At 56.4% G+C, this 14,097-nt stretch carries 12 protein-coding genes and 3 pseudogenes; 4 read left to right on the top strand and 11 right to left on the bottom strand.

Annotated features, from left to right (window positions below; genetic code table 11):
* Positions 1–26 precede the first annotated feature (26 nt).
* The 11 genes and pseudogenes from exaC to phnD all read right to left on the bottom strand — a co-directional run bounded on the left by exaC (position 27) and on the right by phnD (position 11,701).
* Positions 27–1,547 (bottom strand): acetaldehyde dehydrogenase ExaC, encoded by a 1,521-nt coding sequence (exaC, locus tag NGJ21_RS22720; RefSeq protein ID WP_251962700.1) that lies wholly within the window; start codon positions 1,545–1,547, stop codon positions 27–29.
* 198 nt (positions 1,548–1,745) lie between these two features.
* A complete protein-coding gene (locus NGJ21_RS22715; RefSeq protein WP_125924091.1) occupies positions 1,746–2,621 on the bottom strand; it encodes a LysR substrate-binding domain-containing protein in 876 nt (291 codons plus the stop codon).
* Positions 2,622–2,863: 242 nt separating this feature from the next.
* Positions 2,864–4,147, bottom strand: coding sequence for an OprD family porin (locus tag NGJ21_RS22710; RefSeq protein ID WP_251962783.1), 1,284 nt, complete (start codon positions 4,145–4,147; stop codon positions 2,864–2,866).
* A gap of 308 nt (positions 4,148–4,455) precedes the next feature.
* Positions 4,456–5,010, bottom strand: a complete 555-nt coding sequence (locus tag NGJ21_RS22705; RefSeq protein WP_174141161.1) for an alkaline phosphatase family protein — start codon at positions 5,008–5,010, stop codon at positions 4,456–4,458.
* Between the two features lie 77 nt (positions 5,011–5,087).
* A complete protein-coding gene (gene phnX, locus NGJ21_RS22700; RefSeq protein WP_125924089.1) occupies positions 5,088–5,915 on the bottom strand; it encodes a phosphonoacetaldehyde hydrolase in 828 nt (275 codons plus the stop codon).
* 27 nt (positions 5,916–5,942) lie between these two features.
* Positions 5,943–6,463: pseudogene (locus tag NGJ21_RS22695) on the bottom strand (LysR family transcriptional regulator).
* 43 nt (positions 6,464–6,506) lie between these two features.
* Positions 6,507–7,802: an MFS transporter gene (locus NGJ21_RS22690; RefSeq protein ID WP_115274722.1), complete on the bottom strand. Its 1,296-nt coding sequence runs from the start codon at positions 7,800–7,802 to the stop codon at positions 6,507–6,509.
* 113 nt (positions 7,803–7,915) lie between these two features.
* Positions 7,916–9,007, bottom strand: coding sequence for an iron-containing alcohol dehydrogenase PsrA (gene psrA / locus NGJ21_RS22685; protein ID WP_115274721.1), 1,092 nt, complete (start codon positions 9,005–9,007; stop codon positions 7,916–7,918).
* Positions 9,008–9,273: 266 nt separating this feature from the next.
* Positions 9,274–10,092, bottom strand: coding sequence for a phosphonate ABC transporter, permease protein PhnE (gene phnE / locus NGJ21_RS22680; protein ID WP_174141160.1), 819 nt, complete (start codon positions 10,090–10,092; stop codon positions 9,274–9,276).
* Positions 10,093–10,094: 2 nt separating this feature from the next.
* The gene (gene phnC, locus NGJ21_RS22675; RefSeq protein WP_174141159.1) at positions 10,095–10,889 is read right to left on the bottom strand and encodes a phosphonate ABC transporter ATP-binding protein; all 795 of its coding nucleotides are present in this window, start codon (positions 10,887–10,889) and stop codon (positions 10,095–10,097) included.
* A complete protein-coding gene (gene phnD, locus NGJ21_RS22670; RefSeq protein ID WP_251962699.1) occupies positions 10,886–11,701 on the bottom strand; it encodes a phosphonate ABC transporter substrate-binding protein in 816 nt (271 codons plus the stop codon). The genes phnC and phnD overlap by 4 nt, the downstream gene beginning before the upstream one ends.
* 165 nt (positions 11,702–11,866) lie before the next feature.
* Between phnD and NGJ21_RS22665 the strand changes: the two genes are divergently transcribed.
* From NGJ21_RS22665 to NGJ21_RS22650, 4 genes and pseudogenes are all read left to right on the top strand, one after another.
* Entirely contained in the window at positions 11,867–12,724 is an 858-nt protein-coding gene (locus tag NGJ21_RS22665) for a LysR substrate-binding domain-containing protein (RefSeq protein ID WP_174141158.1), read from the top strand.
* Positions 12,725–12,857: 133 nt separating this feature from the next.
* Positions 12,858–13,343 (top strand): annotated as a pseudogene (locus NGJ21_RS22660) (SOS response-associated peptidase family protein); the annotation flags it as partial.
* Position 13,344: 1 nt separating this feature from the next.
* Complete coding sequence (locus tag NGJ21_RS22655; protein ID WP_231386186.1) at positions 13,345–13,692, top strand: hypothetical protein; 348 nt, start codon at positions 13,345–13,347, stop codon at positions 13,690–13,692.
* Between the two features lie 190 nt (positions 13,693–13,882).
* Positions 13,883–14,077 (top strand): annotated as a pseudogene (locus tag NGJ21_RS22650) (site-specific integrase); the annotation flags it as partial.
* Positions 14,078–14,097 lie beyond the last annotated feature (20 nt).

The raw sequence follows: 14,097 nt of genomic DNA, 5'->3' as shown, positions 1-14,097 counted from the left end.
GGCTGCCGAGAGCGCTTACCAAGGGATTAGAAGAAGCCGAGCGGATTGATGTCGTAGCTGACCAGCAGGTTCTTGGTTTGCTGATAATGATCGAGCATCATTTTGTGGGTTTCGCGACCGACGCCAGACTTTTTGTAGCCACCGAACGCGGCGTGAGCCGGGTACAGGTGGTAGCAGTTGGTCCATACGCGGCCCGCTTTGATGCCCCGGCCCATGCGGTAGGCGCGGTTGATGTCGCGGGTCCACAGGCCTGCACCAAGGCCAAACTCGGTGTCGTTGGCAATCGCCAGGGCTTCCGCTTCGTCCTTAAAGGTAGTGACGCCGACGACCGGGCCAAAGATCTCCTCTTGGAACACACGCATTTTGTTGTGGCCCTTGAGCAGGGTCGGCTGGATGTAATAACCCGCCGACAAGCCGCCCTCGAGCTTCTCCACCGTGCCGCCAGCAAGCAGTTCAGCGCCTTCCTGTTCGGCGATTTCCAAATAGGAAAGGATCTTGTCGAACTGCTGCTCGGACGCTTGGGCGCCGACCATGGTGTCGGTGTCCAGCGGATCGCCGCGCTTGATCTGGTTGATCTTCTTCAACACTTCAGCCATGAACGCCGGGTAGATCGACTCTTGAACCAAAGCTCGCGATGGGCAGGTGCACACCTCGCCCTGGTTGAAGAATGCCAGCACCAGGCCTTCGGCGGCTTTTTCAATAAAACTCGGCTCAGCCTGCATGATGTCTTCAAAGAAGATATTCGGCGACTTGCCGCCCAGCTCTACCGTAGAAGGAATGATGTTCTCGGCAGCACATTTCATGATGTGCGAGCCCACTGGGGTAGAACCGGTGAAAGCGATCTTGGCAATGCGCTTGCTGGTGGCCAGTGCCTCACCGGCTTCACGGCCGAAACCATGCACGATATTGAGCACGCCAGGCGGCAGTAGGTCGCCAATCACTTCTAGCAGGACAGTGATGCCCAGCGGCGTTTGCTCCGCCGGCTTGAGCACGATGCAGTTACCCGCAGCCAGGGCGGGTGCCAGTTTCCAGGCAGCCATCAGGATGGGGAAGTTCCACGGGATGATCTGTCCGACTACTCCGAGCGGCTCGTGAATGTGGTAAGCCACGGTGTTACCGTCGATCTCAGCAGCACTGCCCTCTTGGGCGCGTAGGCAACCGGCGAAGTATCGGAAGTGGTCGGCGGCCAACGGAATATCGGCGTTGAGCGTTTCGCGGATCGGCTTGCCATTGTCCCAGGTTTCAGTAATGGCCAGCAGCTCAAGATTCTGTTCGATGCGATCGGCAATTTTTAACAGTATGGTCGAGCGTGTCAAAACCGACGCACGCCCCCAAGCATCTGCAGCGGCATGCGCCGCATCCAGAGCGCTTTCGACATCGTCAGCGCCAGAGCGCGGAAACTCGGCAATCGGCCGGCCATTGACCGGAGACGTGGTAGTGAAATATTCAGCGTTGATCGGACCGACGAACTCGCCGTTGATAAAGTTGCCGTAGCGAAGCTTGAAGGAAACCTTGGAACCTTCAGTACCGGGATGTGCGTAGCGCATTATTGTTTCCTAGTTATTGTATTTAGCTGGAGGAGCCTGGGACGGGGCGTGTCAGGTAAAACTTCCGCCTGGATTAGCGGGTGGCCCACCGCCATCGCGTTGGTGCCGCTATAGAGTTATCAGGTGTTGGCTCAAGCTCAAATCGATTATTCGAAGGGCTTGAACGGCTGGAGCGATACGACGGCAAAAGGGTGCGAGCTACTGGACCGGTGGCTGGGCGCTCTCCTCAAACAGTTCGGAAATCATCGGCCGGTTGCGACGGGTTTGCAGGCAGCAGAGGTAATAGCTGATGGTAAAAGGTTGTTCGACAAAGGCGATCGCCTTGGTCCCGGGCCGATCTGCATACTCCACTGATGATACGAATCCCACCCCGATGCCATGAACGACCGCATGAACAATAGCTTCTCGACTGTTTAGCTGCATCGTGCAGTTAAGTTTTACGTCATGAGCCGCGCAGCCCTCCTCCACTAATTGCCTTGTGCGCGAACCCTCCTCCCGTAGTACTACAGGTTGGCCAACAATATCTTTTACACTTACTACGTCCTGGCTTGCCCACGGGTGGTCATCTCGCACTACCGCCAGAATCGGACAGGTCCGATACAACTGGGTACTAAGGCGAGGGTCAAACTCGGACAACGCCAATATGGCAATATCAATATCAAAGTTATACAGCCGGTCAAGCGTTCCCGTTTCCGTTGTGAACGAAGTTTCCAATTCTACGTCTGGATGCTTCTGCATCAGCGAATAGGTGAGGCTCATGGCAATCGGCGGTGAAACGGCACCAATCCGCAACATCCCGTGCTTGCGCTGACGAAAACTCTGCAACAACTGGATCGCTTCATCTTCCTGCCCAAACAAGCCCTGCGTTATATCGTATAGCATATGTCCGGAAGCACTTAGCTCGATATATCGGCCGCGCCGGTGAAACAGCTCTACGGAAAATTTTTTCTCCAGTGCGCTGACTTGCTCACTGATGGTAGATTGGCCCACGCTCAAGTATTCCGACGCCAGGGTAAAACTTCCTGTACGTGCGACAGCATGAAACGAACGTAGCCATTTATGATACTGATACATGTTTAATCTCTTTGTTAGAGCATCTGATCGTCAATCCAAAAGGCATATACCCGCAAGGGCCAGATGATAGGGTCCTTGCCTATAGCATAGACCGTTTTTCTGATTAAAAAGAGGTCGCCGACCATCCACGTATTTTCTACGAGGGGGGATTGGCACGCAAAGGGTCGACGACCTAGAGGGAAACGTTTGTTTTACAGCAGCACGCGGCCAATGCATGCAAAGCAGAATCGACAGCCCATAATTTAGAAATTTATCACATAACTGGCGATCACCCGGTTTTCATCGCCACTGTCCGCATAGTTTGAACGATTGGTCGCGTTTCGCCACCGAAGCGAAAAATTCTTCAGTGGACCGGATTGAACAACGTAGATGATATCGGTGCTGCGCTCCCACTCATGCCCCTCTTCATCCAGGGCTCGCAACGCGGCAGACTTGGATGTCTTGATGTTGGTCGGGTCAACGCCGTCACCCTTGACATAACGCAAGTTGAACGTCAGGCCAGGGATACCCAGTGCAGCGAAGTCGTACCCGTACCCCGCGTAGATAGCCTGTTCATTGGCCAACGAGAAGGTGCTCACTAGCATTTCGGCAAACAGGTAGGTATCGGTACCGGAAATATAGGGAAACGCAGTATCGCCAGAGCTCTTTTGATAACCACCGCTCAGGGTGTGCCCAGCAATGGTGTAGCCCATGTTGCTACTGAATGTGCGGTTCTCCACCTCGCCGACAAGCTTGCGTCCGGTTTCACGAGCGTCAAAGTAGCGGGCTTCGACAAAGGCTTTACCTGCGCCTAGCGGCGTGTGGAACTTTATCCCCAGATAGTCCCGGCGAACAATATCATCAAGCTCACTCAGATGATAAGAAAGTGTCAGGTTGGGGAGCACCTGATAGTCCAGGCCACCATAGGAATAGTGGTCACCAGTTACTGCAGCGTAACCTCCAAACTGGGAGGTCAATGTGAGATCATCGGAACTGGATGAATCTCGCTGCTTAACTGAGTCGACCTGTCCCGCCGTAACGTTCAGGCCGGTAATGTCCTTAGAGACAAGATGGGCACCATTAAATACCTGGGGCAACAAGCGGCTATTGTTCGACGACAACAGTGGCAGTACCGGATTCAACCCACCAATACGCAACTCTGATTGCGCAAAGCGTGCCTTGGCGGTTACTGCCAGCTTTGAATAATCATCTTCAGCGCGTTTCTCGGACCCACGCGGCAGCAAACCTGTGCCGGTGCGGGCTGGGCTGGAATCAAGTTTCAACCCGAGCATCCCGATCGCGTCGACACCAAAACCAACCGTACCATCGGTAAAACCCGACTGTAGGTTCAGGATAAAACCTTGAGCCCACTCCTCGCGCTTTGATTGACTCGGAGCACCATCGCGAAAGTCGCGGCTGTAATAAAAATTTCGCAGCTCCAGTGAACCTTTACTGTCACCGATAAAGTCCGCGAAGGCGCTAGATGCACATGGCACCAGGGTTATGCACGCTGCGGTTTTCAGGTAGTGATGAGGTCTTGTTTTCATTATTGTTTGATCTCTACGTTGAGTAATACACCCAAGCACACGGGTGCGCTGGTGGCAGCCCATACAATCAGGTTTCGGCGAACAAACGGTTGAGTAAGGCAAATAAAGATTTTCGGCGTTCACAAGCATGTTAGTTGCTGCATTACATCTACAGCCAGGTCAAACACGTGATAATAATTTAGAACACGCGCCGCAGCACGCATGCGGTATTTTATTGTTCAGCGGGCGATTGATAATCACAGGGAAAGTGGCTTCGGACAATCCACCCTGGGCACATTACCGGTGCCATGCAAACCCTCCAGATTTGTTCAAGATTGGTTCAACCCCGTCGATGGCGCCGATCCTTGCCATGATGGCTTCTGGACTGGCGTTGCCACGGCACTCGGTTTTTCATGCAAGGTGCAGGGGCGTGCGGCTTCTGCGGAAAAACTGATTTGGCCAGGGCCGGCAGTTAGGCCTTTGCCCAGCTGTCGACGCCATTTTTCTTCGGCGTTGACGGACACCACAGTGGCGCCGGCGTGAGCAAAGCCGGCAAGAACGGTGTCGCAACGCAGCAATTCCGGGCCGGCCTTCACCACAGGTCGCCACGTCTCGATATCCAGATAGTAGTTACCGGAAATGCCGTGTTTGGGCGGAGGTCTCCCCGTGATGATAGACATGTTGCTTGTGCAGGTGAATAAAGATATCAAACCATTAACCGCCCTGGAAAAGCCTTGTTTGATAAAGTTTTGAATGCCGGGTATCGAGGCCTGTCCGAGACAACGCTGTAAGTAACTCTGATCGCTGCCATCGATGCAAATAACGACAATCGGTCGCTTTGGCCAGCTATATTTGGTTCCATTGACACTTACAGCATTGGTCATGTGAATGTCCTTCTGTAAAATGCTGCCTGCTGCTGCCAGGAGCAGAAGCAGGCAGCGCCCTGCGAACTAATTCACACTTAGCTCGATTGTGGCATTTCACCGCGTTCCAGACGCTTGTTGATGTCTTCGATCACTGCCGGCAGGTCGGCGATGGTGTCGATCAGGTAGTGCGGACGCGAGCCTTCGAACATCTTGACAATACGCGCGCGCTCTTCTGCCAGGACCTCCAAAGACAAGGATTTGTATTGGTCATAGGTCAAGCCGAGAGCGTTACCCGAACAGGTCAGCGCCACCGTCCACATGCCTGCGCTGCGACCTTCGAGGATACCTGGCCAGGTGTCGTCAACCTTCACGCAGGCCGCGACGTCGTCGATACCTAAGGCGATCACGTTAGCCAGCGCTTGTGCGGGATAAGGACGACCGTTCGGCACTTCGTCGGTAGCTACCACATGGTCAGTGACATAGCCGTTCTCACGGGCCAGATCGACGACCTTCTGCATGACCACCGCGGGATAACCGGAGCACGAACCGATTTTCAGACCTTTGCTACGCAGCGTGGCGATGGCATCCAGAGCGCCTGGAATCAATGCCGAGTGCACCGCAATCTTTTCGATCTGCAGCGGCATGAAGCGCTCATAGATGGCGGTCACGTCGTCGTCAGTCGGAGTACGTCCGAAGGCCGCGCGATAACGTTCGGCAATTTCCGGCACATCGCAAAGAGTACGGATATGATCCCATTTGCCCATGCCCATTGGGCCACGGGCTTCTTCAAGAGTAACTGCAACACCGAACTCGCCAAAGGCTTCGACAAAAATCTGAGTCGGCGCGAAAGAGCCGAAATCTACAACAGTGCCAGCCCAGTCCAGAACGACAGCTTTAAGTTGATTCGGTTGTTCGTAGTTCATATTGATACTCCACTTAGTTTTTAATGATCAACCCCGAAGATCATTAGCCATGCTACAGGGCTGTATACAGGTTTTAACGCAATAGCTGTTCAGCACTCGCATCACTGAAAAGTTTTCAATCAGTGATCGTTGACGACAAATGCGCAGACAGCATAAGTAGTACTCAATATGTAGCGGCTCATCGATAAAGCTCACCGGACATGCTCCGGGTAACGCGATATATTCCACAACAGAGACGAAACCGATACCAATGTTTTGCATGATCGCGTGAGTTATCGCCTCACGACTGTTCAATTGCATCACGCAGTTGAGTGTTACACCGTGCTGCTGGCAATAGTCTTCGAGCCGCTGCCGGGTCCGCGATTGTGATACGCGCAACACCAGCGCCCGTCGCGGTGGAAAAGCTCCACCGCGAATTTCTCCTCAAGAGCACCGACTTGTTCGCTTACAGTCGGCCGACCGACGCTGAGGTACTCAGCGGCGAGGGCGAAACTGCCCGTACTTGCCACGGTATGGAAGGAGCGGAACCACTCATTGTGTTGATACATATGAGGCGCCTAGATAAGCGAGTCAGCGTACAAGTTGCAAGCTTCAGCGCCGGATGAACAGGGCTACGGTTGCGCTGGAAAGACAGGCCGCAGTCACTACGATAAAGATCAGCGAAGTGTTACCGGTGCTGTCGAGCATTGAACCAATTAGCGGCTCTGCCAAGCCTGCGAACAGGTAGGAAGAAAAGTTCATGATCCCGGTGGCTGTGCCAGCACGTTTGGCACCGACTAGATCAGGGCACAGTGCCCAGAAGCTGGAAGCAGGGCCGTAGACGAAGAAGCCGCAAAGGAACAGGGCTACCAGACCAATACCGCTGTGGGAAGGCAGACTCCACATCCACAGGCTGGTTGCAGCGCCGAGGAACATGTAGAGCATGATCGCCAGATAACGCTTGGAGCCAAACAGCTTGTCGGATACCCAACCATTGCTCAGTGCACCGACTGCCATGCCTACCGGCAATGCAACGGTGATCCATTTAGGGTCGATGAAGCCGTCACCATGTTTCCAGTCAGCGCCCATGAAGTGCACCGGCACCCAGACGATCAAGCCATAGCGGGCGGCGTTCTGGAAGCCAAGGGATACAGCCGCAATAATCAGACGGAAGTTTTTCAGCACAGCTTTGTAACGCTGCGCCGAAGTTTCCACTTCACCGTCGGCAACTTCGTGGTCCTTATCGCCAGCATTGGCCACACCGGTGTCGGCAAGTGGTTCAAAGCCGAGGTCCTGCGGACGTTCACGAGCGACCAGGTAGAACAGGATGCCACCTGCCAGCATCAACAATACTGGCAGCCGGAAGATCCACCGCCACTCGAGCTGGAAGACCTCCAGGACAACGATCGAGGTGATGTACGACAGTACCGATGCACAGCCGGCGGCGAATACATAGAAGCCATAGACCTTGCCGCGTTCGCCGGCGCTCCACCAGTTCGACAGCAAGCGGCTACCCGGCGCCCAGCCCAAAGCTTGGAAGTAACCGTTGATACCCCATGGCAGGATCAGGCTGGCGAGGCCGCCGGCGAAACTGGTTACCCAGTTGGCGCCACAGGACAGTACCGCGCCCAGACTCATGATGCGCCGGCCGCCGAACTTATCGGCGAGATTGCCATTAATGGCCTGACCGATGGCATACGCCCACAGCATGACGGCCGATGCCCAGCCCAGGGTTTCTTTGGTAAAACCAAACTCAGCCTGAATGCCGGGGATGGCAAAACCGAAGGTTTGTCGCCCGGTATAGAAGAATAGGTAGCACAACATAGCAGCCAATAGCATGCGCCATTGAGCCACGCGGAAGGATGACGTCGGCACTGCAAGAGCGGACAGGGTGTCGGCACGATTCATGATGTTTTCCTTTTTGTTCGTTCCCACCAGCCGTTAACAGGCGGGGGTGGCACTCTTTTTTGGTGCATCAGGAAACCGCTGCAACAAACGCCGCAGCTAATGGAAATTCGTTCCTAGGCGGCTTGAGCGCCGATGAAGTTCTTGCCTCGCGCGCCTTGCATGGCAAACGCGATAATTTCTTCCGCCTCCTTGGCCGACACGCCATAGTCGGTAAACTCGGTCTTTACCTGCAAAGCGTGAAGGAACGCACGCAGTTGCGACTGCGCGGTACTGAGGTCGCTGCCAAATACTTGTTGCAGGGTACGGTCGCGCGCTTCATCCCGGCCCCAGGCCAAGCCCAGGACCAGCGGCAGTGTGAAGGAACAGGCGATGCCATGAGGTAGCCCATAACGCAGGGTCATTTCGTAAGAAATGGAGTGGGCAAGTGCCGTTTTGGTATTAGAGAAAGCCATACCAGCCTTAAGCGCAGCCAGCGCCATGCGCGAACGCAACTCCTTATTGGAGAGATCGCGATAGAGCTGCGGCAAGCACTCAAGGATGTCGTGGATGGCGGAAATGGCGAAGTTATCCGAGACTGGATTGGCATTGACATTCCAAATCGATTCCAGCGCATGAGACAACGCGTCTAAGCCGGTTGAGACAGTAACGCCAGCCGGCACGGTCAACATCAATTCTGGGTCAACGATAGCAACCTTGGGCCAGGTGCAGTCCAGGTGCAGCGAGTACTTCTTCTGGCTCGCGTTATCCCAGATCGTCGCCCACGGGGTTACTTCACTGCCAGTTCCCGCGGTAGTAGGTACTGCGATAAGTGCCTTAGTCCAAGCAGGCACGAAAGGCTTACCTGTTGCCAGCAATCGCAGCAACTCATCAAAGGTGCCGCTTTCGGTGCCTACGATCAACGCTTTCGCAGTGTCAATGGCGCTACCCCCACCAACGGCGATTACGGTTTCACAGTCTGCAGCCTCGCGCCAGAAGCGCTCATAAGTGCCGCGCAACTGAGCCACATCTGGGTTAGGCTGCACATCTTCGATGAGGTATACCAAGCGATCGCCCAGCAGACCCTGAATACGTTCCAAGAGACCCAGGCTACGAGCTTCCGGAAAAATGACCAGCGCGACTTTTTGATGGTCTGTGAGGGAAACCAGTTCCTTCAGGCTGCCATAGCCGTAGCGCGTATCGACCGGGTTGTGGAAACGAGCAGTCATGACGACTCCTTGGTTTTATTGTTGTTGGAAGGTGTGGTCATATTCAGCGCCACGGTTATATAGCTCAAATCGATTGTTTGAAGGTCGCTATCGGCTCAACCGATTACATGGTGCAGCCCTAGCTGCGCGGCTTCCGGAAACGTTACTAAAGCGACTTTGCTTGGGCACAGCTCGGCGATGCGTGCCAGCGCCGAATACGGTCGAGACAGGATTGTGGAAACCGGCACGCATAGGCAGTTCCTTGTTGTTGGTGGGGAGCGGAAAAATCAGTGACGAGCCGAGCCCTGGATGGCTTGGCGCAGGCGGCTGGAAAGCAGGTCGGCGAGCACCACCATCAAGGTAATCAGCAGAATACAGGTGGCGGTTTCCTGGTACTTGAACAGCTTCAGGCTGCTTACCAGCTCAAAGCCGACGCCACCCGCGCCGACCATGCCCAGCACCGTCGCCGAGCGTAGGTTGACCTCGAAGCGGTACAGCACCACCGCAATCCAGGCTGTAATCACTTGCGGTAATACACCGAAGACAATCACCTGCAGCGGTCGAGCGCCCGTTGCCTGCAATGCCTCGATCGGGCCCTGGTCGATTTCCTCGATACTTTCCGCGAAGAACTTACCGAGCATGCCCACACCGTGCAGCGCTAGGGCCAGCACGCCAGGGAACGGGCCTAGGCCCACCGCGGAAACGAACACAAGCGCCAGGATCAGTTCGTTAATGCTACGAATCACGTTGAGCAGTTGCCGGGTGCCCTGATACAGCCAACGCTTGTCGTGAAGGTTGCGCGCGGCAAGCAAGCCCAGCGGGATGGCACCGATAATCCCCAGCAGGGTGCCCCAGAGCGCGATCTGCAGGGTTTCCAGCGCTGGACGCCAGAGGTTTGGGAGGATACTCAGGTCCGGCGGCAGCGAGCGGCCGAGAAAGTCGCCAATCTGCGGCAGGCCGCTGGCCAGCTCGCCCCAGCTCAATTGCGCACCTTCGGCGCTCCAATGCAGCACGCAAAGGACCACTGCCAGCAATACAGCGCTGACCAGCCACCCGCGTGATGTCGTCGGCGTACGCACCAGCCATTGGTGAGTTCGTGGATTCATGTTCAGGCCCTCGTGCCAGCCGCGATGACAGGATGTTCAGCCACTGGGGAATCGCCTGCCTGACGAGGCCCGCCACTGTGGTAGATGCGCTGCAGTGCGGCGTCATCCAGGGTCTGCGCCGGGCCGTCGAATACCAGACGGCCACTGGCCAGGCCCACGATGCGGTCGCCGAATGCCCGTGCCAAGTCCACTTGGTGCAAATTGCACACCACCGTGATGCCAAGTGTGCGGGTTGCCTCGCGCAGATAACGCATGACCAGGTGTGCCGTGTTTGGGTCTAGGCTGGCCACCGGTTCGTCAGCCAGGATCACCTCCGGACGCTGGGCCAGCGCCCGGGCGATGCCGACGCGCTGCAGTTGCCCGCCTGATAGCGAATCTGCGCGCGCACCGGCCTTGTCGCTCAGTTCGACGCGGCTCAGGCAATCACGGGCCAGCTCTATGTCCTCTCGACGAAAGAGCTGCAGCAGCGAGGCCAGTGTGCTGCAGTGGGCCAGGCGTCCGGTCAGCACGTTCTTCAACACTGAAAGGCGCGGCACCACGTTGTGGTGCTGGAAGATCATCGCTACGCGCCGGCGCAGTTCGCGCTGCTGTGAAGCTTGCATGGCGTCCACCCCGCCGACTTCCAGCACGCCACTGTCAGCGTGAGCCAGACGGTTGATACAGCGCAACAAGGTGGACTTGCCGGCACCGGATTGGCCGAGGATCACCACGAACTCGCCTGCCGCGACCTGCAGGTCGATACCGCGTAATACCGGATTGTCGGCATAGCCCTTGACCAATTGCTGGATGCGGATCATTTCAGCCTCCGCAAGTCGAGGTCGAGCACCTTGGCGGTATCACGAACCACGTCATAGGCCGCGTCGCTGGTGGGCTGAAACCCGTCGAGCATGCCCTGGTCGCCCCATGGGACATCCTTGATCGCAGCGAATGCATTGCGCAATTTGGCCTGCAACTCAGGATCGAGGCCTTTGCGCCAGACCATCGGCGACTCGGGAATGTCCGGCGAGGTCCACACCACGTGGAAGTCCTGCTGCTTGACCTGTCCGTTGTGCGCCGCGCTCGCGAGGATGCGATCGGCCACCGCTGCGGCGTCCACTTTGCGGTTTTCCACCGCGAGGATGCTCGCGTCGTGGGATCCAGAGAAAATCACCCGTGAGAAAAGCGTTTTAGGGTCGTGGCCAGCCTGCTCCAGGCCCGCCTTGGGAAACAGGTGCCCCGAAGCCGAGCTGGGGTCGACAAAGGCGAATGTCTTGCCGTGCAGGTCTTGCAGGCTGCGGATGCCACTGTCGTTACGGGCGATGATCAGGCTGTGATAGGCGCTGCTGCCGGTTTTACGGGTCACGGCCACGGCAAACGCCTCGGCATCAGCCATCTGCTTAGCCAGCACATAAGAGAACGGCCCCAGGTAGGCAACATCCAATTTGCCCGCACGCAGGGCTTCGATCACGCCGTTGTAGTCTGTGGCAACGAAGGGTTTGACCGGCATGCCCAAGCGCTGCTCAAGCTGGTCGAGCACCAACTGGCTGCTTTTGATCATCGCTTGAGAGTCTTCGGAAGGTATCAGGCCGACGGTCAGGATCTCCTGGGCCTGTACGGCTGAAGTAAACATCAGAGGCAGCAGGATAAAGCGGGCAGAACGGCACAGGCTGGCAAAAGAGATCATGGCGTCACCGCAGGGTTGTTTTTGGTGAGGCCAAAGCTAGGGCTGTCATGTGACAGTCAACGCATCAGTTCAATATGGTTTTCGAGCGCTTTCCATTCAAAGGATCTATAGATGTCATCTGCCCGACTGCGTACGTTTCTTGCCGTTGCCCGCCATGCCAGCTTCAGCGCTGGAGCGAGAGCCATCGGCCTGAGCCAGCCGACAGCCACCAATCAGGTTCAGGCCCTGGAACGCGAATTCAACGTCGAGCTGTTCCACCGGCGCGGACGGCGTATCGAACTGACCACAGTGGGCCGTGCATTGCTGCCCATCGCCGGTCAACTGGCGCTGCTAGAAGCCGAAGCTGCCAACCTGCTGCGCGATGCTGGCAAGCTCAACCGCGGGCAACTGCGCATCGGCGCGGTCGGCCCGTTCCATGTGATCGAAATGGTTGACCGTTACCAGGCCCAGTATCCGCAGATCGATGTCTCTATTCGTGTCGGCAACTCAGCCTCAGTGCTGGCCGATCTGGAAAACTACGTGAGCGACATCGGTGTACTGGCGGGGCTGCAGGACGATCCTGCATTCGTCGCCCAGCGCTACGCGCGTCATCCGGTCATTCTCTTCGCCCATGTCGACCACCCGTTTGCCCGGCATGATGAGGTGCCGCTGCAAGCCCTGCAGGGGCAGCCTCTTCTACGTCGCGAGCAAGGATCGACCACCCGATTGGCACTGGAACAGGCTCTGGCCGAGGCTGACGTCAGCCCACGAATTGCCATGGAAATCGGCAGCCGCGAAGCATTACGCGAAGCGGTCATTCGTAAGCTCGGCATCGGCGCAGTGTCGGAAGCGGAATACATTGCCGACCCGAGCCTGAAAGTCATCCGCATCGCTGGCGACGCAGTTTTCACTGAAACCTATTTGTATTACTTAGCCGAGCGTCGCAGCAGTCGAGTCATCGACTCCTTCCTATCGATTGCCTTGCAGTGAAAGTGGAAAGTTGGCGCTCCATCGACTTCAGTGCCACTGTGCCACTGTGCCATTAGCATGACGTCTTAACGTCCAAGGCGAGTGCAGGACGTTCCGGGCATCGAACCCCTATCGGTTTTCCAAGGCAGGTGGTCGAGCCGAGACAGTGGTGACGGGCACGTTTTTCAAAGGACTTTGGCCGGGGGGGAGAGCCTTGGCGCCGGCCAAAGGCTGGTTCGAATGGATACCCGATCCAGCGGAGCCGAAGCGCAAGCAGCCGTACTACATTACCAGCGCTGATGGAGGGCCACTCTACTTCGCAGCGCTCGCTGAGGTGCATCAGAGCATTGAGCCGGATGAGCGCGATGGGTTCGTTATCATCACCGCAACTGCGGACGAGGGCCTGATCGACATCCACGACCGAAAGCCCTTGGTGTTGACCCCTGAGCTTGCCCGGGAATGGATCGCCCCAAGCACATCACCAGAGCGGGCTTCGGCGATCGTGGAACAGGGCTGCAGGCCGGCAGCGGACTTTCGTTGGTTTCCAGTAGACAAGGCGGTGGGCAATGTCAGGAATGAGGGTGCATCGTTGGTTGCACCGATAAACAGCGAAGACCGGCAGGGTCAGCTAGAGTTTTGATATGTTCAAGCACCGTGAGATAACGATCATGCTAAAACAAGAAGCAGACGACGTGATTGAGCGTATCAGGGACGATCTGAAAAGGCATGGTGTGCTGATCGGCTACGATCCAGAGTTTACCACTGCCGATTTCGGTTGCGACCTGGACCACCACGTCGCTCAGGTCAGAGAGGATCCGGAAAACCGCGTCGTGTGTATCGTGATACATGACGAAGGCTTGTGGGCACAGCTCAGGCAGGGGTCCGTTTATCGCTGCGTCGTCAGTGAATGTAAAGGGAAGCTGTTCGGCATGCCGATTACCATTGACCCTCAAACGGATGCGTCGTACACCATTCAGTACAAGCCCTGAAGTGTCTGCAGGGTAGTCAGCCAGCCAGGGTCACCCTCTGCCTGCCAGGTAGAACACCCCTCCGGCGAGCGTCGTTAAGACGATGCCGTCGAATACATCGCCAAAAGCGGCTTTATCTGTGAGCCAAGCGTCGATCTGCGCGGCCAGAAAGAAGACCGCGATGAATAAAACGGCGCCCGCGATGCGCCAATGCCGCCGCACCTATGCGACAATACCCTCAATGTCTGGTCTCAACCCCACATTTATCGCCCAACAGCTCGGGCATGGCGTGCAGATGCTCTCATCGACTTATGCGCGCTGGATTAACTCGTCCAACGACTGGCAGGAGCGGGAAACGCTCCAGATTGGTCCAAAATTGGTCCGCAGCTGCGAAGAAGCCACGTAAGTTATTGATAGGTAAGCTCC

Origin of the sequence: Pseudomonas sp. Marseille-Q5299 (genome assembly GCF_943737035.1) — a bacterium.
GTDB classification, from domain to species: Bacteria; Pseudomonadota; Gammaproteobacteria; order Pseudomonadales; family Pseudomonadaceae; genus Aquipseudomonas; species Aquipseudomonas putida_E.
This window is presented reverse-complemented; position numbering and strand designations above follow the sequence as displayed.